Raw genomic sequence first — 19167 nt, 5'->3', positions numbered from 1 at the left:
GCGCAAAATTACAATGGCGCGGCGGGGCAGCAAAGAACCCCCCATTCTATGAAAACTGTGAAGAAGTCCGTCCTGATCTGGTTCAGCCCGCAACAGATGTTTGATCTGGTCACGCGTGTGGCGGACTATCCGCAGTTCCTACCCTGGTGCGATCGTGCCCGCGTGATCGAGTCGCGTCCCGATGGCCTGACAGCCGAAGTCGGTATCGCCTTCAGCGGCCTGCACCAGGCCTTCACCACGCGCAACACCCACCAAAGCGGCCCGGATGGCAATAGCGTACACATGACCCTGGTGGATGGGCCGTTCTCCCAGCTTGACGGGCACTGGTCCTTCACGCCGGTCGGCGGCAGCGATGTGCACTGCAAGGTCGAGTTGACGCTGGAGTACGGCTTCACCAACGCCTTGCTGGGCAAGCTGGTCGGGCCGGTTTTCGACAAGATCGCCGGCACACTGGTCGATGCCTTCGTCAAGCGTGCCGAGCAGGTCTACGGCACGGCCTGAATGTCAGGCGCCAGAGCATGTCTTCCCTCACACCGCAGACGCCGGCCCAGGCGACCATCACCGTGGTCGTGGCGCAGGCACAGGCCGCGCGGCCTGTGCGTGAAAAGGTTTTGACCTTGCCTGCGGGCGCCACCGTGGCGCAGGCCTTGGCAGCCTGTGACTGGCCGGAGTTGACCGCGCAGAACCTGGGCGATCTCGCTGCCCACGGCATGCTCGGTCTCTGGGGTCGTAAGACCACGCTTGAGCAGGTGCTGCGCGCGGGCGATCGCGTCGAGCTCTATCGCCCCTTGCGGGTGGATCCGAAAGTGGCTCGGCGCGAGCGTTTCGCGAGCCAGGGCATCAAGCGCGCCGGCCTGTTTGCCCAGCGTCGGGCCGGCGGCAAAGCCGGCTACTGAGGTGGGCCAACGGCGAGGTTGTCGTCAGGGTCTTGCCGCCTCGGTGCAAAACCCGCCTGGGCGCGCGGGTACAATGCTGTTTTTGGAGCCCTAGAACATGCGCCTTCTCGGTAAAGCGCTCACCTTCGACGATGTGTTGCTGGTGCCAGCGTACTCCCAGGTCCTGCCCAAGGACACTTCCCTCTCCACCCGTTTCTCCCGCAACATCGCCCTGAACCTGCCCCTGGTCTCCGCGGCCATGGACACGGTCACCGAAGCCCGCCTGGCGATCGCCATCGCCCAGGAAGGCGGCATGGGCATCATCCACAAGAACCTGACAGCCGCCGAGCAGGCGGCTCAGGTCGCCAAGGTCAAGCGCTACGAATCCGGTGTGTTGCGCGACCCGGTGGTCATCAACCCCAACGCCACCGTGCGTCAGGTCATGCAGCTGTCCGACCAATTGGGCGTGTCCGGCTTCCCGGTGGTGGATAACGGCAAGGTGGTCGGCATCGTGACGGGGCGTGACCTGCGTTTCGAAACCCGTTACGACCTGCCGGTGCGCGAGATCATGACGCCGCGCGAGCGCCTGGTCACCATGCCCGATGGCACGACGCCTGGTGAAGCCAAGGCCCTGCTGAACAAGCACAAGCTGGAACGCCTGCTGCTCGTCAACGACGCCTTCGAGCTCAAGGGCCTGATCACCGTCAAGGACATCACCAAGCAGCTCAACTTCCCCAATGCCGCGCGCGATGCTGCGGGGAAACTGCGCGTGGGCGCGGCGGTTGGCGTGGGCGAGGGCACGGAAGAACGCGTGGAAGCGCTGGTCAAGGCCGGGGTGGATGCCATCGTGGTGGACACGGCCCACGGCCACAGCAAAGGCGTGATTGACCGCGTGCGCTGGGTCAAGCAGAACTACCCGCAAGTGGACGTGGTTGGTGGCAACATTGCCACCGGCGCGGCGGCGCTGGCGCTGGTCGAGGCGGGCGCGGACGCGGTCAAGGTCGGCATCGGCCCTGGCTCCATCTGCACCACGCGCATCGTGGCCGGTGTGGGCGTGCCCCAGGTCATGGCCATCGATGGCGTGGCCATGGCCCTGCAAGGCACGGGCGTGCCCTTGATCGCCGACGGCGGTATCCGCTACAGCGGCGATATCGCCAAGGCCATCGCGGCGGGCGCCTCCACCGTGATGATGGGCAGCATGTTCGCTGGCACCGAAGAAGCGCCGGGCGAAGTCATACTGTACGAAGGCCGCAGCTACAAGAGCTACCGCGGCATGGGCAGCATCGGCGCCATGCAGCAGGGCAGTGCCGACCGCTATTTCCAGGAGTCGACCGCCGGCAACCCGCAAGCCGACAAGCTGGTGCCAGAAGGTATCGAAGGCCGCGTGCCTTACAAGGGCTCGGTGGTCGCCATCCTGTTCCAGATGGCTGGCGGCGTGCGCGCCAGCATGGGCTACTGCGGCTGCGCCACCATCGAGGACATGAAGAACAGAGCCGAATTCGTGGAGATCACCAGCGCGGGCATTCGTGAAAGTCACGTCCACGACGTGCAGATCACCAAGGAAGCGCCGAACTATCGGGCGAATTAAGACGCCCTGAGACACCAGGCCCGAACCCCATCATGGTGTTCGGGCTTTCTGTTTTCAAAGTCATTTCAGTTCCAGCACCATGCAGCACCAGAAAATCCTCATCCTCGATTTTGGCTCCCAAGTCACCCAGCTCATCGCTCGGCGCGTCCGCGAGGCGCATGTCTATTCCGAAGTCCACCCCTGCGACGTGACGGACGCCTGGATCCGTGACTACGCCAAGGACGGTGCGCTCAAGGGGGTCATCCTCTCCGGCAGCCACGCCAGCGTCTACGAGGATACGACGGACAAGGCCCCGCAGGCCGTGTTCGAACTGGGCGTGCCGGTGCTGGGCATCTGCTACGGCATGCAGGCGATGGCCCACCAGTTGGGCGGCAAGGTCGAGGGCGGGCACAAGCGCGAGTTCGGTACTGCCGATGTCCGAGCGCATGGTCATACCCAACTTTTCAATGGCATCCAGGACTACGCCACGCCCGAGGGGCACGGCATGCTCAAGGTCTGGATGAGCCATGGCGACAAGGTGACCGAGCTGCCGCCGGGCTTCAAGCTCATGGCCTCCACGCCCTCCTGCCCGATCGCGGGCATGGCCGATGAAGCACGCGGCTTCTATGCCGTGCAGTTCCATCCTGAAGTCACGCACACGGTGCAGGGCCGGGCCATCCTGGAACGCTTCGTGCTCGACATCTGCAAGACCCGGCCCGACTGGGTGATGGACGGCCACATCGACGAGGCCGTGGCAGCGATCAAGCAACAGGTCGGAAATGAGGAAGTCATCCTCGGCCTGTCGGGCGGCGTGGACTCCTCCGTGGCCGCCGCGCTGATCCACCGCGCCATCGGCGACCAGCTCACCTGCGTCTTCGTGGATCACGGCCTCTTGCGCCTGAACGAGGGCGACATGGTGATGGAGATGTTCGCCGGCAAGCTGCACGCCAAGGTTGTGCGCGTGGACGCCAGCGAACTCTTTCTGCGCGAACTCGCGGGCGTGAGCGACCCGGAACAGAAACGCAAGATCATTGGTCGCCTCTTCGTGGACGTGTTCAAGGCCGAGGCAGAGAAACTGAAGGCGGCGCGCCCGGGTTCCAAGGGTGCGACTTTCCTGGCCCAGGGCACCATTTACCCCGACGTCATCGAGTCCGGCGGTGCCAAGAGCAAGAAGGCCGTCACCATCAAGAGCCACCACAACGTGGGGGGCCTGCCCGAGCAGCTGGGACTGAAGTTGCTGGAGCCGCTGCGTGACCTGTTCAAGGACGAGGTGCGCGAACTGGGCGTGGCCTTGGGCCTGCCGCACGACATGGTCTACCGCCATCCCTTCCCAGGCCCGGGTCTGGGCGTGCGCATCCTCGGCGAGGTGAAGAAGGACTACGCGGACCTGCTGCGCCGCGCCGACGCCATCTTCATCGAGGAACTGCGCAACTTCAAGGACGCGGAAACCGGCAAGACCTGGTACGAGCTGACCAGCCAGGCCTTCACCGTCTTCCTGCCCGTCAAGAGCGTGGGCGTGATGGGCGACGGCCGCACCTACGACTACGTCGTGGCCCTGCGTGCCGTGCAGACCAGCGACTTCATGACCGCCGACTGGGCCGAGCTGCCCTACGCGCTGCTCAAGAAGGTCAGCAGCCGCATCATCAACGAGGTGCGCGGCATCAATCGCGTGACCTATGACGTGAGCAGCAAGCCGCCAGCGACGATTGAGTGGGAGTGAGGCAGGAGGCCACAGCGTCCCCTTCAATTTCGATCGCCATCCGTCGAAGCATCTGCGTCGGCGTGATGCCTGGTCTGGTTTTAAGCAAGGCCTGACGGGGCGCTGCGCCTGTCGGATTGCCGCGCCGCTACCATCACGGCATGGCGACGCTGCACCGTCCTCCCGTCCCCGCGCTGCGCGCCCTGGTGGACTCCATCTGGGCGCACGACCCATCGCCCGGGGCACCCAGCTTGCCCGGTGCCCGCGAGCATGTGCTGCCCACCGGGGCCACGCACATCGCGCTGCGTATCGATGGCCCGCCCTTGCACATCTTCAAGCATGCCGACGATCTGCACGGCCAGGGATTGGGCCATGCCGTGGTGGGCGGTGCCCGCACGGTTTACCACCTGCGCGATGTGTCCCAGCCCTCGGCGTCGGTGGGCGCGATGCTGCGGCCGGGTGCGGCCCGCGTGCTGTTGGGCGTGCCGGAATCCGCGCTGGCCGGGCAGCACACACCGCTGGACCAACTCTTGCCAGTGGGCGAGGTGGAGGCCTTGTCCGAGCGCCTGCGGTCTTGTCGGGACGGGGCAGGGCGACTGGCCGTGTTCGAGCACTGGTTGTTGGTCCGGGCCCAGGGCCGGCCCGTGGCGCTGCATCCCGCTCTGGTCCAAGTGCTGCGGCGTCCCGGGCATCCTGAGCAACGGGCTGCCGATCTGGTGCGTGCCAGCGGTCTCAGCCACCGCCACTGCATTGCGCTGTTCCGCCAGGCCACCGGGCTCGCGCCACACGATTGGCTGGCCCTGCAGCGTTTCAACCAGGTGCTGGCGCTGGCCGCCCGACCCATGGAAACCTGGTCGGGCATCGCCGCAGCCACCGGCTACGCGGACCAGGCCCATCTGGCGAACAGCTTCCGTGACATCACGGGCATGACGCCCGGCGTCTGGCGGCGCCAGGCCGACCCGGCCACGCCGCGCCATGTCCCGCTTGCACCCCAGGTGCTGAGACCCTAGCGACGTTGAGATCGGCCGAGGTCAATTTGCTGCAAGACGCGGCGGCCTGCTCGCGCAAGAATGCTGCCTTACCGACCAGGAGTTGCCATGACCATCCACGAGCTGTACGCCTACCTGTGCGTGCGCGATGCACGCGCCGCGATCGATTTCTACACCCGCGGCTTTGGCGCGCGCGAACGGTTCCGCCTGACCGAGCCGGACGGCCGCGTCGGCCACGCCGAGATGGACTTCGGCGGCCACACGCTGATGTTGTCGGAGGAGTACCCCGAACTGGGCGTGCGCAGCCCCGAGGGCCTGAGTGCCCTGCCAGTCACGCTGCACCTGCACGTGGAGGACGCGGACGCGCTGATCGACCGGGTGGTGGCGGCCGGCGGCACCCTGGAGCGGGCGCCGCAAGACCATTTCTACGGCGAACGTTCCGGCACCGTGCGTGATCCCCTGGGCCATCGCTGGTTGATCGGGCACGCCATTGAAACGGTGACACCCGAGGAGATGCAGCGCCGCTACACCGCGCTGTTCAACACTTCGTCGGCGCCCCCACCGTCTGACGCACCCTCGAAAAGATAAGTTGGGAAAACCCGCACGCGACTCCCGTTACGGGTACCATGGGCCTGTTGATATGTGCAAGACCATCACTGCATCGGTCTTTATTCGCTTCCCCCGGATTTCTCCGGCGGCCGTGTCGAACTTCCTTCGATGATTTTCTTGGCATCTCTTCACCGGGCGTGTTCTTGCGTCCCGGCAACTTCGAAAGGAAATCAACATGACGACACAGACCGGAACCGTGAAGTGGTTCAACGAAGGCAAGGGCTTTGGCTTCATTGCCCCCGATCAGGGTGGCAAGGACCTTTTTGCCCACTTCCGTGAAATCCAAGGTGGCGGCTTCAAGACCTTGACCGAGAACCAACATGTGCAGTTCGAAGTCACCGAAGGTGCGAAGGGCCCGCAGGCCTCCAACATCCGTGCGGTGAGCTGAGGCGCCTTGGGCCTGATGGCCCAAGCACCTGGCGTGCACGGATCTCCCAAAGCGCGGCTTGTCCGCGCTTTCCCTTTTTGGAAGGCAGTGTTGCAATGAAAAATCTGCAGGAGGCCACCGAGCGCATCTGCGAGCTCAAAGGCAGTCTGGTCGCCCTGGATGCCTTGCTTCCCGCGCTGCTGGAAACACTGGCGCCGAACGACCACGCCGCCCTGGCACGCTCGTTCGAAGCGCACGCCGAAGCCGCGCGGACCGTCATGCTGAACACCACCATGTCGGACCACGTCATGGCCGCGTTCGAGCGGGACGTGGCCAGGACCCGCGCGGTGCTCGCCAGCATCGCACCGAGTGCCCTGACCACCGATCCCCGCCTTGCCGTCGAGGCGGTGTTGCTGACCACGACCCATATCCGGACCTACAACGGCACGCACCTGTCCACCGGAGCCAGTGGCTTTTTCTTTCGCCGTGACGAACGCCTGTTCCTGGTCTCGAACCGGCATGTCTTCATCGATGAACCGAGTGGCCACACCCCGGACCGCATCGAGATCGAATTGCACACCGATGCACGCGACCTGACGCGGTACGCGACTTTCTCGATCCCGCTGTATGGCAACGGTTTGGCGTTGTGGCGCCAAGCCGCCGACACGGCCGGCCCCGTGGACGTCGCCGTCATCGAGCTGCAGGCCAATCGCCTACCTGCAGGCACGGTGCTAGAGGCGTTCGATCCGTCGCATCTTGCGAATGAAGAGGAGGATGTGGCCATCGGGGACACGCTGATGGTCATCGGTTTCCCGCTGGGATTCCATGACACGGTGCATCACCTCGCCGTTGCCCGCAGCGCATCGATCGCCTCGGCGTATGGCGTGCGATTCCAGCAACAAGGGTATTTCCTGACCGATGCCAGGACCCACCGCGGCAGCAGCGGCGCGCCGGTGCTGCGCCGTAGGCGCCGCACCCGGGGCGCCAGTTCATCGCTGTCGCCCTGGCAATTGCTCGGGGTGCATTCCACCCGGATGGACATGCGTACACGGGATTTGCTCGAGGACGAATCTCTGGGGCTCAATTGCGCCTGGTACGCAGACGTGCTGATGACCTTGACCCACCCAGGCTGACGGGCGTGCCTGCAGCGCGCTACTGCCGCTGACATGTCACAGACTTGAGTTGCGGACCTCTTTTTTCGCCAGGACAACCCCCCATTACCCTCGGTTAAGCATGGGGAATCAGGAAATTTTTCTGGCGTAAACCCCAATCCTCGTTTTGAGGTTCGCACCTCAAAATTTCGGAATGTCAGCCAAACCAGAGACGCCGACCGGACGCGCCACGCTCAGCGACGTGGCCCGCGAAGCCCAGGTCAGCCTGGCCACGGCCGACCGCGTGCTGAACAACCGGGCCGGGGTCCACGCCAAATCCATTGCCCGCGTGCGCGAGGCGGTAGCGCGCCTGAACTACCGGCCCGACCCCGCTGCGGCGCGTCTGGCGCGCACGCGCTCGCACCGACTGTGTTTTGTGCTGCCCACGGGGGACAACCCCTTTGTTGCCCAATTGAACACCGAGTTGCACGCCAACCGGGTCTGGCTGGAAGATCACCGTGCCAGCGCCGAGACGCTGGAGGTCGATGTCTTCGAGCCCCAGCGCCTGGCCGACTTGCTGCGCTCCCTCAAGGACCGTTGCGAGACGGTGGTGGTGATGGGCCTGGACCATCCCCTGGTGCAGGGCGCCATCGATGAACTGGTCGAGCATGGCTGCGACGTGATCACCCTGGTCTCCGACGTGCCCCGTTCACGGCGTCACGCCTACGTGGGCATCGACAACGTGGCCGCAGGCCGCACGGCGGCCACGCTGATCGGCCGTTTCGTTGGTCGCATGGCGGGGGAGGTGGGTGTGATCGCCGGCAGCCTGTCCCTGCGCGACCACGCGGAGCGCCACCTGGGTTTCAACCAAGTCATGTCGGCCGAGTACCCACAGCTCACGGTGCTGCCCACCTTGCAGGGCAAGGACGCGCCCACGCTCAACGAGTCGCTTGCGCGCCAACTGCTGAGCGCACACCCGCAACTGCGCGCCATCTATTGCATCGGCGCCAGCAAGGGCATCTCCCTGGCCCTCAAGGCCGAAGGGCGGGCGCGGGACGTGGTGTTCGTGGGCCATGAGCTGACACCGGCCGCGCGCGCCGATCTGCTGGACGGCACCCTGGCCGCCGTGATCAACCAGGACCCGGGGCATGAAATCCGCTCGGCGCTGCGGCAGGCCCTGGCACGCTTGACGCATGAGTCGGTGCATGCCGACCAGGAGCGCATCCGCATCGACGTCTACGTGAAGGACAACCTGCCATGATCACGCTGGGCATCGATCTGGGCACCTCGGGCGTGAAAGCGCTGCTGCTGGAGGACGAACGGCAATTGGCCGTGGCGAGCGCGCCGCTGACGGTCAGCCGCCCGCACCCCGGCTGGTCCGAGCAGGCTCCTGCCGACTGGTGGCGCGCCACCTGTGAGTGCCTGGATGCGCTCAAGGCAGGGCACCCCCGTGCCCTGACGGCCGTGCGCGCCATCGGCCTGTCGGGCCAGATGCATGGCGCCACCTTGCTGGGGGCCGATGGCGCGGTACTGCGCCCTTGCATCCTCTGGAACGACGGCCGCAGCGAGGCCGAATGCATCGAGCTGGAACGGCCCGACTTGCAGCTGCGCCAGCGTGCCGGCAACCCCGCCATGCCCGGTTTCACCGCGCCCAAGTTGCTCTGGGTGCGCAGGCACGAGCCCGAGGTGTACGCGCGCGTGGCCAAGGTCCTGCTGCCCAAGGCCTGGCTGCGCTGGCAGCTGTGCGGTGAGTACGCCGAGGACCTGTCGGACGCATCAGGCACCCTCTGGCTGGACGTGGGTGCGCGGGCCTGGAGCGCCCCCTTGTTGGCTGCCTGTGGTCTGGACGAGCGGCACATGCCGCGCCTGGTCGAAGGCACGGCGCCGACCGGCCGCCTGCGCGCCGAATGGGTGGCGCGCTGGGGCTTTGAACAGGCGCCGGTGCTGGCCGGCGGCGCGGGCGACAACGCGGCCGGAGCGGTGGGTGTCGGCGCCGTCACGCCGGGCGACGCCTTTCTCTCGCTGGGCACCTCGGGCGTGCTGTGGGCCACCACGGCCGGCTTCGCGCCCGCGCCTGACCGGGGCGTGCATGCCTTCTGCCACGCCGTGCCCGGCACTTGGCACCAGATGGGCGTGATGCTCTCGGCCGCCGCCAGCCTGTCGTGGTGGGCGAGCGTCACCGCCTGCGCCGAGGCCGATCTGCTGCGGGACGTCGAGGCGGACGACCGCGCGAAAGTTGCTGCTGAAGGCGAGGGCGCCTGCTGGTTTGCCCCTTACCTGTCGGGCGAGCGCACGCCGCACAACGACGCGCTGCTGCGCGGCGGTTTTGTGCATCTGGCGGCCGGCACGCGGCGCGTCGACATGACCCGCGCGGTCCTGACCGGCGTGGCCTACGCCTTCCGCGACATGCGCGACGCGCTCGCCGCCGCAGGCACCCGCATCCCCGAGGCCGACCTCATTGGCGGGGGCGCGCGTTCGGACCTCTGGAACCAGACGCTGGCCGATGTACTGGGGCTGCCCCTGCATCAGGTGGCCGGCTCCCAGCATGGCTGCGCGCTCGGCGCGGCCAGGCTTGCGCGCGTGGCGGCCGACGGCGTGCGCCTCTTCAGCAAGCCGCTGCGCCAGCGTTCTTATGTGCCTGATGCGCCAAACGCGCGGCGCCACGACAGGGACTTCGCGCAGTGGCAGCAGCTGTACGGCCGGCTCCGGCACCTGCCGACGCCCACAGCTGACCTTTCATCTTTTTCTCCACCGACCACGGAACCCGCATGAAAAACGATCCTTCGGGCGCGCGGCGCCCCGCGTACTTCAGCTTCCCGAACACCCTGGTCTACCGGGGGCCGGACTTCGTGCCCAGCGCGCAGGAGCCCCTGGCCTACCGCTACTACGACAAGAAGCGGGTGGTGCTGGGCAAGACCATGGAGGAGCAACTGCGCTTTGCCGTGTGCTACTGGCACAGCTTCGGCTGGGGTGGGACCGATCCCTTTGGCGAGCCGAGCTTCCGGCGGCCCTGGCATGCGGCGGGTGATCCGATGGCACAGGCCGAACTCAAGGCCGACGTGGCGTTTGATCTGTTCCGTCTGGTCGACGCGCCATTCTTCACCTTCCATGACCGCGACATCGCGCCCGAAGGCGCCACGCTGGCCGAATCCAACGCCCAGGTGCGCCGCATCGGGGACGTGTTCGCGCGCAAGATGCAGGAGACCGGCGTGCGCCTGCTCTGGGGCACGGCCAACCTGTTCTCGAACCGGCGCTACATGGCGGGCGCGGCCACCAACCCGGACCCCGAGGTCTTCATGTACGCCGCGGCCCAGGTGAAGAACGTGCTGGAACTCACGCACGAACTCGGCGGCGCGAACTACGTGCTGTGGGGCGGGCGTGAAGGCTACGAGACCCTGCTCAACACCGACCTCAAGCGCGAGCTGGCCCAGCTCGGCCGCTTCCTGAACCTGGTGGTGGAGCACAAGCACAAGATCGGCTTCAAGGGCCAGATCCTGATCGAGCCCAAGCCCGCGGAACCGACCAAGCACCAGTACGACTACGACGTGGGCACGGTCTACGGCTTCCTGAAGGCCCACGGTCTGGAAAAGGAGGTGAAGGTCAACCTGGAGCAGAACCACGCGCTGCTGGCGGGCCACACCTTCGAGCACGAGATCGCGTTGGCGGGCGCGCTGGGCATCTTCGGTTCGCTGGACATGAACCGGGGCGACGAGATGCTGGGCTGGGACACCGACCAGTTCCCCAACAACCTGCCGCAGGTCGCGCTGACGATGTACGAGGTGCTGAAGGCCGGTGGCATTGGCCAGGGCGGCCTGAATTTCGACGCCAAGCTGCGCCGCCAGTCGATCGACCCGGACGATCTGGTCTGGGCCCACGCCACGGCCATGGACCTGTGCGCACGCGCGCTGCTGGTGGCCGAGCGCATGCTCAACGATGGTGCCTTGCCGCGCCACCTCCAGGAACGTTATGCCGGCTGGGACAGCGCCAGTGGCCGCGCCATCCTGCAAGGCCAACGTTCGCTCGACGAGTTGGCCCGCGAGGTCGAGGCGCGCAAGCTGGAGCCGCAACCGCGCTCGGGTCAGCAGGAACGCCTGGAGCACCTCGTCAACAGCTATTTCTGACCCCCAGCAAACAAGCAGCAACCCGCAGCAAGGAGCGAGACATGGCCACCAACATCAAGGGACCGGGCATCTACCTGGCACAGTTCGCAAGCGACACCGCGCCCTTCGATTCCTGGGCGTCGATCACGAAATGGGCCGGCGGCCTGGGCTTCAAGGGCGTGCAGATCCCTTCCTGGGACAAGCGCATCTTCGACCTGGAGAAAGCCGCCGCGTCGCAGACCTATTGCGACGAGGTGGCCGGGGTGGCGCGCGAGCACGGCGTGGCCATCACCGAGCTCGGCACGCACCTGCAAGGCCAGTTGGTGGCCGTGCATCCGGCCTACGACGAGGCGTTTGATGGCTTCGCGCCCGAGGCCGTGCGCAAGAACCCCAAGGCCCGGCAGGCCTGGGCGGTGGAGCAGATGAAGTTATCCGCCAAGGCCTCGCAGCGCCTGGGCCTCAAGAGCAATGTGAGTTTTCCGGGCGCCCTGGCCTGGCCTTTTCTCTATCCCTGGCCGCAACGTCCGGCCGGCCTGATCGACGCGGCCTTCGACGAACTGGCCAAGCGCTGGCTGCCGATCTTCGATGCCTTCGAAGACGCCGATTGCCACGTCTGCTTCGAGCTCCACCCGGGCGAAGACCTGTTCGACGGCACCACCTTCGAGATGTTCCTGGAACGCGTGCGGCACCATCCGCGTTGCTGCATCAACTACGACCCCTCGCACTTCCTGCTGCAGCAGCTGGACTACCTGGAGTTCATTGACATCTACCACGAGCGCATCAAGGCGCTGCACATCAAGGACGCGGAGTTCCGCCCCACCGGACGCCAGGGCGTGTATTCGGGTTACCAGCCCTGGGTGCAGCGCGCGGGCCGCTTCCGTTCGCTGGGTGACGGGCAGGTGGATTTCGGCGCCATCTTCTCCAAGATGGCCCAATACAACTACGACAGCTGGGCGGTGCTGGAATGGGAGTGCTGCCTCAAGCACCCCGAGGCGGGCGCGGCGGAAGGCGCGGTCTTCATCCGCGACCACATCATTCGCGTGACCGAGAAGGCCTTCGACGACTTCGCCGGGGGCCAGACCGACCCCGCGCAATTGCGCCGCATGCTGGGCCTGGCCAAGGAGGGTGCATGACCATCGAAGCCGGCACCCCCCAGGGCACGGCGCGCCGCCGTATCCGCCTGGGCATGGTGGGCGGGGGCGAGGGCGCCTTCATCGGCGCGGTGCACCGCATCGCGGCCCGCATCGATGACCACTACGAGCTGGTGGCCGGCGCGCTGTCGTCCACGCCCGAGAAGTCGCTGCGCTCGGCCGCCGCGCTGGGCCTGGCACGGGCCTACCCGGACTACCGCAGCATGGCGCGCGAGGAAGCGGCCCGGCCTGACGGCATCGAGGCCGTGGCCATCGTCACGCCCAACGACCAGCACGCGCCGGCCGCCCAGGCCTTCCTGGAAGCCGGCATCCACGTGATCTGCGACAAACCCGTCACGACCACGCTGGCCGATGCCCAGCGCCTGAGCGCGCTGGCCCAGTCGCGCGGGCGCCTGTTCGCCGTGACCTACAACTACTCCGGCTACCCCATGGTGCGCCACGCCCGGCGCATGGTGCGCGAGGGCGCCTTGGGCTCCATCCGCCTGGTTCAGGTGGAGTACGTGCAGGACTGGCTGACCGAACCGCTGGAAGCCACGGGCCAGAAGCAGGCTGCCTGGCGCACCGACCCGAAGCGCTCCGGCGCGGGCGGCTGCGTCGGCGACATCGGCACCCACGCCTACCAGCTCGCTGGTTTCGTGACGGGTCTGCAGCCCACCCAGCTCTGCGCCGAACTCAGCACCTTCGTGCCGGGCCGCGCGCTGGACGACAACGTGCAGGTGATGCTGCGCTACGCCAACGGTGCGCGCGGCCTGCTCTGGGCCAGCCAGGTAGCGCCCGGCAACGAGAACGGGCTGCGCTTGCGCGTCTACGGCGACAAGGGCGGGCTGGAGTGGCGGCAGGAACATCCGAACCAGTTGCACTGGTCGCCCTTTGGCCAGCCGACCCAGACCATCGCGCGCGGCACGGGCGCCGCCAATGGCGATGCGGCGCGTGTCACGCGCCTGCCTTCCGGCCACCCCGAAGGCTATCTGGAGGGCTTCGCCACCGTCTACAGTGAGATCGCGCAGGCCCTGCATGCCGCGCGCGAAGGCAAGGCCGCGCCCGCGGACGTGGTGTTCCCCACCATCGCCGACGGTGTGCATGGCATGGCCTTCATCGAGGCAGCCGTGCGCTCGGCCACCGAAGGCGCGCGCTGGGTGGAGGTGCGGGCGTGAGCCTGCACGTGCGCTTCCATGAGGTCGTCAAGGACTACGGCCCGGTCCGGGTGCTGCACGGCGTGAGCTTCGAGCTGGCAGCCGGCCGCCTGGTCGGGCTGCTGGGGGAGAACGGCGCGGGCAAGTCCACGCTGATGAAGATCCTCTGCGGTTATGAAGCACTCAGCGGCGGTGGGCTGGAAGTCGATGGCAGCAGGCGGCATTTCAGGAACTCGCGCGAGGCCGAAGACGCCGGCATCGTGCTGATCCACCAGGAGTTCAACCTGGCCGATGACCTGACGGTGTCGCAGAACATCTTCCTGGGCCGTGAACCGAGACGCGGCCTCTTGCTGGACGAGGCACACATGCGCCGCGTCACGCGCGAGGTCCTGCAACAGGTGGGCCTGAACGCCGACCCCGACACGCGCGTGCGCGATCTGATGGTGGCCGAGAAGCAACTGGTCGAGATTGCCAAGGCGCTCTCGCGCCAGGCGCGCCTGCTGGTGATGGACGAGCCCACGGCCACACTCACGCCCACCGAGGCGCAGCGCCTGTTCGAGGTGATCGCGCGGCTGCGCGGCCAGGGCGTGACCATCGTCTACATCTCGCACAAGCTGGACGAGGTGGAGCGCCTCAGCGACGAGATCGTCGTGATGCGCGACGGCCGCTTCGTCGCGCGCGGCCCCACCGCCGAGCACAGCCGACCCCAGATGGCCCAGCTCATGGTCGGCCGCGAGCTCTCCGACATGTTCCCGCCCCGCAATCCGCCGCCGCCAGCCGCGCCGCTGCTGTCGGTGCGGCATCTGAGCGTGCCCGGCTGGGCCCGGGACGTGAGCTTCGACGTGCGGCCCGGCGAGATCCTGGGCTTCGCCGGCCTGGTCGGGGCCGGGCGCACCGAGTTGTTCGAGGCACTGCTCGGCCTGCGCCCCATCAGCGGGGGCGAGGTTCAGTTCGACGGACAGGTGGTCCGTTTTCGCAATCCGCGCGCTGCGGCGCGCGCCGGCCTGACCTACCTGAGCGAGGACCGCAAGGGCCGCGGCCTGCACATCCGCATGTCACTGCAGGAGAACCTGACGCTGATGGACCTGGATCGCCACGCGCGGCCCTGGCTCGATCTGCAATCGGAGCGCCGCGCGCTGGCGCAGGCCATGGTCAATTTCGGCATCCGGACCGGGTCGCAAGACATTGCCGCGGGTGCCTTGTCCGGCGGCAACCAGCAGAAGCTGGCCATGGCCAAGGTGTTGCAGCCCGATCCGCGCGTGGTGGTGCTGGACGAACCCACGCGTGGCGTGGACGTGGGCGCCAAGCGCGACATCTACTTCCTGGTCCAGCGGCTCGCGGCCCAAGGCCGCGCAGTGGTCGTGATCTCCTCCGAGCTGATGGAGCTGATCGGGCTCTGCCATCGCGTGGTGGTGATGCGCGCCGGCGCCGTGCAGGCCACCCTGGATTCGGACCACCTGACCGAAGAGGAGCTCATCGCCCATGCCACCGGCACACACTGACACCATGACACTGCTGCAACCCGCTCGCCAACCCGACGCCACGACCGACCCGCATGTGCAGGGCGGCAACAAGATGGGGATCCTCCTGCGCCGTCATCTGCGCGAAGCGGGGCCTTTCATCGGCCTGCTGCTGCTGTGCATCGTCGGCACCTTGCTCAACAGCGACTTCGCGACCTGGGACAACGCGATGAACGTGCTGACCCGCACGGCCTTCATCGGCATCATTGCCGTGGGCATGTGCTTTGTCATCATCTCGGGCGGCATCGACCTCTCGGTGGGTTCGATGGCGGCGCTGATCGCAGGTTGCATGATCATGGTGATGAACGGGGTGGCACCCCTGGTCGGCAGCCCGGTGCTCGCGGTGTTGGTGGGCATGGCCGTCGCGGTTGCGCTGGGCGCGGCCTTTGGCCTGGCGCATGGGGTGCTGATCACCAAGGGACGGATCGAGCCCTTCATCGTCACCCTGGGAACGCTGGGCATCTTCCGCGCCTACCTGACCTATTTTTCCAACGGCGGCGCGCTCACGCTGGACAACGCCCTCGGCGACGTCTACGGCCCGGTCTATTACGGAGCCTGGCTGGGCGTTCCCATCCCGATCTGGGTCTTCCTCGCGGTGGCCTTGGTCGGCGCGCTGCTGCTCAACCGCACGCGCTATGGGCGCTACGTGCAGGCCATCGGCTCCAACGAGCAGGTCGCGCGCTACGCCGCCGTGGCGGTGGACCGCGTCAAGATCCTGACCTACGTGCTGCTGGGCGTCTGCGTGGGCATCGCCACGCTGCTCTACGTGCCCCGGCTGGGTTCGGCTTCGCCCACCACGGGCCTGCTCTGGGAACTCGAGGCCATCGCGGCCGTCATCGTGGGCGGCACCGCCCTCAAGGGCGGCCAGGGCCGCGTGGCCGGCACCGTGATTGGCGCCGTGCTGCTGTCGGTCATCGGCAACATCCTCAACCTCACCAGCATCATCAGCGTTTACCTGAACGCGGCGGTGCAGGGTTTCGTGATCATCGTCGTGGCCTTCCTTCAACGTGGGCGACGATGAGCCTGCGGCCGCGCAGCCTCCAGGGCGGCGGGCCATCTTTGCGTTCCAAGAACTTATTACCTAGGAGACAACATGAATCGACGTCTTTTCTCGGCCATCTCACTGGCCGTGTGTGCCCTGATGACCGCGCCCGCGTTCGCTCAGAACAAGATGGTGATGGGCGTTTCCGTCCCGGCGGCGACCCATGGCTGGACGGGTGGGGTGGTGTACTGGGCCAACCGCACCAAGGCCGAGCTTGAGAAGCAGTACCCCGGTTCCACGGTGATCGTGCGCACCGCGAGCTCCGCGGCCGAGCAGGCCAACCAGGTCCAGGACCTGCAGACGGTTAACAAGATCAACACCCTGGTGATCCTGCCCTTCGAGTCCGCACCGCTGACGCGCCCCGTGGCGCAGGTCAAGGGCAAGGGCGTCTTCGTGACGGTGGTGGACCGCGGCCTGACCGACACCAAGGCACAGGACGCCTATGTGGCCGGCGACAACCCCGGCTTCGGCAAGGTGGCGGGCGAGTACATGGCGAAGGAAATGGGCGGCAAGGGCAACCTCGTCATCCTGCGCGGCATCCCCACCGTGATCGACAACGAGCGCGTGGACGCCTTCAACGCGGTCATGAAGCAGAACCCCGGCATCAAGGTGCTCGACGCCAAGCACGGCAACTGGAACCGTGACGACGCCTTCAAGGTCATGCAGGACTTCCTCACGCGCTTCAAGCAGATCGACGCCGTCTGGGCTTCGGACGACGACATGGCCGTGGGCGTGCAACGCGCCATCGAACAGGCCAAGCGCAGCGACGTGAAGCTGGTCGTCGGCGGCGCCGGCGCCAAGGACTACATCAAGAAGGTCATGGACGGCGACAAGCTGGTCCGGGCCAACGTGACCTACTCGCCGAGCATGATCGCCGACGCGATGAAACTCACCGCCGAGGCGCGCGTCTCGGGCAAGACGATGCCAGCGCGGACCATCATTCCTTCGGTGCTGGTGACCAAGGACAACGCGGCCAAGTACTACTTCCCCGATTCGCCGCACTGAGCGGGGTCCTGTGGTGCGCCGGCCTGGACCGGCGTGCCGTCCAGCTCGGGTGGCGCCGGGCCGCCGGGCCAGCTGTCTAGAATGCGCGCACCAAGACAAAGGATTCGTGATGGCCTTGCGTGACTATCTGGGCGAGCAGATTCTGGGCGTGCTGGCCTCCTACCAGGCGAGCGGCATCGTGCACCACATCTGTGTGGTCTACCCACGCCGCGACAACCAGCTGCAGCTCTTCATTCCCAAGGGCCATGCGCTGGCCCAGGGTTCCCTGGTGACACTGCACCTGGACAACCGGACCGGGGTGGACGAGCTGGACGCCGAGCTGCGCGTCTACCGGGCCTCGTACAAGGGCCGGGTGCAGGCGGTGGACGAGAACTGGGCCACGGTGACGCCGGTCGAGTTCAGCCTGATCCACGGCGTCAAGGTGGTCGAAGCGCAACGCGAGCCGGGTTACGAATTTCCGGCCGATCCACGCCCCTCGCGCACATTGGCCGCTTCACCACTGGCTCGCATTCCAGTGCCCGAAGACAAAGACCATCACAACAAGATCGGCGTTCTGACCACGCTGACCCCCGCGCAGCCACACACCACGGTGATGGCCTTCCTCTCCTCGGAAGACGACGATGTCTTCATCATCACGCGGCCCGGCACCTTCAAGTCTCAGGTGCTGAAGCGGGAGTCACGCTGCTTCTTCACCATCGATGAACGCGCCAAGTTCACCTTCGACCAGTCCATCCATTGGAACTACACCATCCTGGAAATGCAGGCCTACATCGTGCCGCGCACTGCGCCCGAGTACGAGCCGCTGCGCGCCCAGTTCATCCTGAAGAACCCCTGGGAAGCGGCCTTCTTCCTGGAGACCGATATCGAGATGTTCCACCTGCGGCACCAGGCCGTGGTCTGCGTGGGCGAGGCGCGCTGAGCGCGCGACTCACCCCGTCCGCAAGGCCTCCATCACTCCCACGGTCGCCAGGAAGAGCTCGGGCGCCAGCGTGCTTTCCGCTGAGTTCAGCAGCGAAGGCAGGCTGTTCATGCCGGGGGTGGGCAGGGCCGGGTTGGCGGAATCCGCAGGCGCGGCATTCCCTTCCGGACGAGGCGGCGAGCCGGCCCGAACCTGGTAACGCAGCAAGTGCAGACCGGCCTGGGCCAGCGCGGCGCTGACGGCGGGGCGCAACTGCAGCAAGGTGGCGACGGCGTCGGCCTGCTCGGCGTGGAAGTCCACGGTGACCTGCTGTTCATCCACGCGCACATCCACCCAGAGCGGACCATGGACCGGGTGCTTGAAGCACAGGCGCAGCATGCGCGCGCGGGTGGGCTGGCGGGCGGCCTGCCCACCCTCCATTTTTTCTTCCTCGCGCGGCAGCACCCAGAAGGTCAGGGGCAGGGTGTTGTTCCAGACATAGGTATGGAACATCCAGAGCTGCGGCAGCAGCAGCGCAGGGTTGGACGCCTGGGCCGTGGGGCCCCACAAGGCGGAATGCAGTCCGTCGTCTTGCCGTGTTTCGTCAGGTGTCATGGCCTGCAGCAGGGCCAGCGAGGCGGCCATGGCGGCGGCGTCCGCGGCGGCAGCAGGACGCCCGGCGCCCGGCGGCGTTGGCGCAAAGGCCAATCCTTGAACTTGGCGCAGGCGTGCGAGCACCAAGTGGCGCCAGGCCTGGGCCAGTACCCAGATATCGCCCCCGAGTCCCTGACCCTGGAAGACGCGTTGCAGCAGGAACTGGTCCAGGTCTGGCGCGGCGGAAGCGGCCTCGCCATCCGCGTCTGCCATCCGGGCCTGGGCCAGGTCGAGGCTGGCGGTCGCGCGGGTGGGCACGACGGACTGAGGCTGCGCAGGCATGAGCAAGGCACCGCCATGCATCGCCAACTGGAATTGGGACTGCCCCCCGGCACCTGAACCTGCAGCGTCTGTCCGATCTGCAGGTTCATGCCGGGCGCGACGCTCGTACTCAACTGGAAGAGCCGCCCGTCCGCGCTGCGGCCGTTGAAGACTTCGTTCGCACCCGCGCCGCTGCGACTCTCGAT

The 19167-nt window shown here is 66.8% G+C and carries 18 protein-coding genes; 17 read left to right on the top strand and 1 reads right to left on the bottom strand.

Annotation, left to right across the window (positions count from 1 at the left end; genetic code table 11):
* The first annotated feature begins 48 nt into the window (after positions 1-48).
* From DW355_RS12480 to DW355_RS12400, 17 genes are all read left to right on the top strand, one after another.
* Positions 49-501: a type II toxin-antitoxin system RatA family toxin gene (locus DW355_RS12480; protein WP_131280501.1), complete on the top strand. Its 453-nt coding sequence runs from the start codon at positions 49-51 to the stop codon at positions 499-501.
* 17 nt (positions 502-518) lie between these two features.
* The gene (locus tag DW355_RS12475) at positions 519-896 is read left to right on the top strand and encodes an RnfH family protein (protein ID WP_131280499.1); all 378 of its coding nucleotides are present in this window, start codon (positions 519-521) and stop codon (positions 894-896) included.
* Positions 897-993: 97 nt separating this feature from the next.
* Positions 994-2463 carry an IMP dehydrogenase gene (gene guaB, locus DW355_RS12470; RefSeq protein ID WP_131280497.1) on the top strand — a complete coding sequence of 490 codons (1470 nt, stop codon included), beginning with the start codon at positions 994-996 and terminating at the stop codon, positions 2461-2463.
* Between the two features lie 79 nt (positions 2464-2542).
* Positions 2543-4162: a glutamine-hydrolyzing GMP synthase gene (guaA, locus tag DW355_RS12465; protein ID WP_131280495.1), complete on the top strand. Its 1620-nt coding sequence runs from the start codon at positions 2543-2545 to the stop codon at positions 4160-4162.
* A 140-nt stretch (positions 4163-4302) separates the two neighbouring features.
* Positions 4303-5151 carry a helix-turn-helix domain-containing protein gene (locus DW355_RS12460; RefSeq protein ID WP_207388019.1) on the top strand — a complete coding sequence of 283 codons (849 nt, stop codon included), beginning with the start codon at positions 4303-4305 and terminating at the stop codon, positions 5149-5151.
* An 87-nt stretch (positions 5152-5238) separates the two neighbouring features.
* Entirely contained in the window at positions 5239-5718 is a 480-nt protein-coding gene (locus tag DW355_RS12455; RefSeq protein ID WP_131280493.1) for a VOC family protein, read from the top strand.
* Positions 5719-5914: 196 nt separating this feature from the next.
* On the top strand, positions 5915-6127 hold the full coding sequence (gene cspE, locus DW355_RS12450; RefSeq protein ID WP_035607668.1) for a transcription antiterminator/RNA stability regulator CspE: 213 nt from the start codon (positions 5915-5917) through the stop codon (positions 6125-6127).
* A gap of 95 nt (positions 6128-6222) precedes the next feature.
* On the top strand, positions 6223-7239 hold the full coding sequence (locus DW355_RS12445) for a trypsin-like peptidase domain-containing protein (RefSeq protein WP_131280491.1): 1017 nt from the start codon (positions 6223-6225) through the stop codon (positions 7237-7239).
* A gap of 172 nt (positions 7240-7411) precedes the next feature.
* Positions 7412-8458, top strand: coding sequence for a LacI family DNA-binding transcriptional regulator (locus DW355_RS12440; RefSeq protein ID WP_131280489.1), 1047 nt, complete (start codon positions 7412-7414; stop codon positions 8456-8458).
* Positions 8455-9969, top strand: coding sequence for a xylulokinase (xylB, locus tag DW355_RS12435; RefSeq protein ID WP_207388018.1), 1515 nt, complete (start codon positions 8455-8457; stop codon positions 9967-9969). The genes DW355_RS12440 and xylB overlap by 4 nt, the downstream gene beginning before the upstream one ends.
* Positions 9966-11318, top strand: coding sequence for a xylose isomerase (gene xylA, locus DW355_RS12430; RefSeq protein WP_131280487.1), 1353 nt, complete (start codon positions 9966-9968; stop codon positions 11316-11318). The genes xylB and xylA overlap by 4 nt, the downstream gene beginning before the upstream one ends.
* A gap of 41 nt (positions 11319-11359) precedes the next feature.
* Entirely contained in the window at positions 11360-12430 is a 1071-nt protein-coding gene (locus DW355_RS12425) for a sugar phosphate isomerase/epimerase family protein (protein WP_131280485.1), read from the top strand.
* Positions 12427-13602: a Gfo/Idh/MocA family protein gene (locus tag DW355_RS12420; protein WP_131280483.1), complete on the top strand. Its 1176-nt coding sequence runs from the start codon at positions 12427-12429 to the stop codon at positions 13600-13602. The genes DW355_RS12425 and DW355_RS12420 overlap by 4 nt, the downstream gene beginning before the upstream one ends.
* A complete protein-coding gene (locus DW355_RS12415; RefSeq protein WP_131280481.1) occupies positions 13599-15083 on the top strand; it encodes a sugar ABC transporter ATP-binding protein in 1485 nt (494 codons plus the stop codon). The genes DW355_RS12420 and DW355_RS12415 overlap by 4 nt, the downstream gene beginning before the upstream one ends.
* A gap of 73 nt (positions 15084-15156) precedes the next feature.
* Positions 15157-16122 carry an ABC transporter permease gene (locus DW355_RS12410; protein WP_131282677.1) on the top strand — a complete coding sequence of 322 codons (966 nt, stop codon included), beginning with the start codon at positions 15157-15159 and terminating at the stop codon, positions 16120-16122.
* A 72-nt stretch (positions 16123-16194) separates the two neighbouring features.
* A complete protein-coding gene (locus DW355_RS12405) occupies positions 16195-17148 on the top strand; it encodes an ABC transporter substrate-binding protein (RefSeq protein WP_131280479.1) in 954 nt (317 codons plus the stop codon).
* A gap of 109 nt (positions 17149-17257) precedes the next feature.
* On the top strand, positions 17258-18067 hold the full coding sequence (locus DW355_RS12400; protein ID WP_131280477.1) for a hypothetical protein: 810 nt from the start codon (positions 17258-17260) through the stop codon (positions 18065-18067).
* A 9-nt stretch (positions 18068-18076) separates the two neighbouring features.
* On the opposite strand, the gene DW355_RS12395 is transcribed toward DW355_RS12400, so the two are convergent.
* Positions 18077-18982, bottom strand: a complete 906-nt coding sequence (locus tag DW355_RS12395; protein WP_165493189.1) for a flagellar hook-length control protein FliK — start codon at positions 18980-18982, stop codon at positions 18077-18079.
* Between the last annotated feature and the right edge of the window lie 185 nt (positions 18983-19167).

This window comes from Hylemonella gracilis (assembly GCF_004328645.1).
GTDB lineage: Bacteria > Pseudomonadota > Gammaproteobacteria > Burkholderiales > Burkholderiaceae_C > Hylemonella > Hylemonella gracilis_B.
Note: the sequence above shows the minus strand (reverse complement) of the source record. Positions and strands in the feature narration are given on the sequence as shown.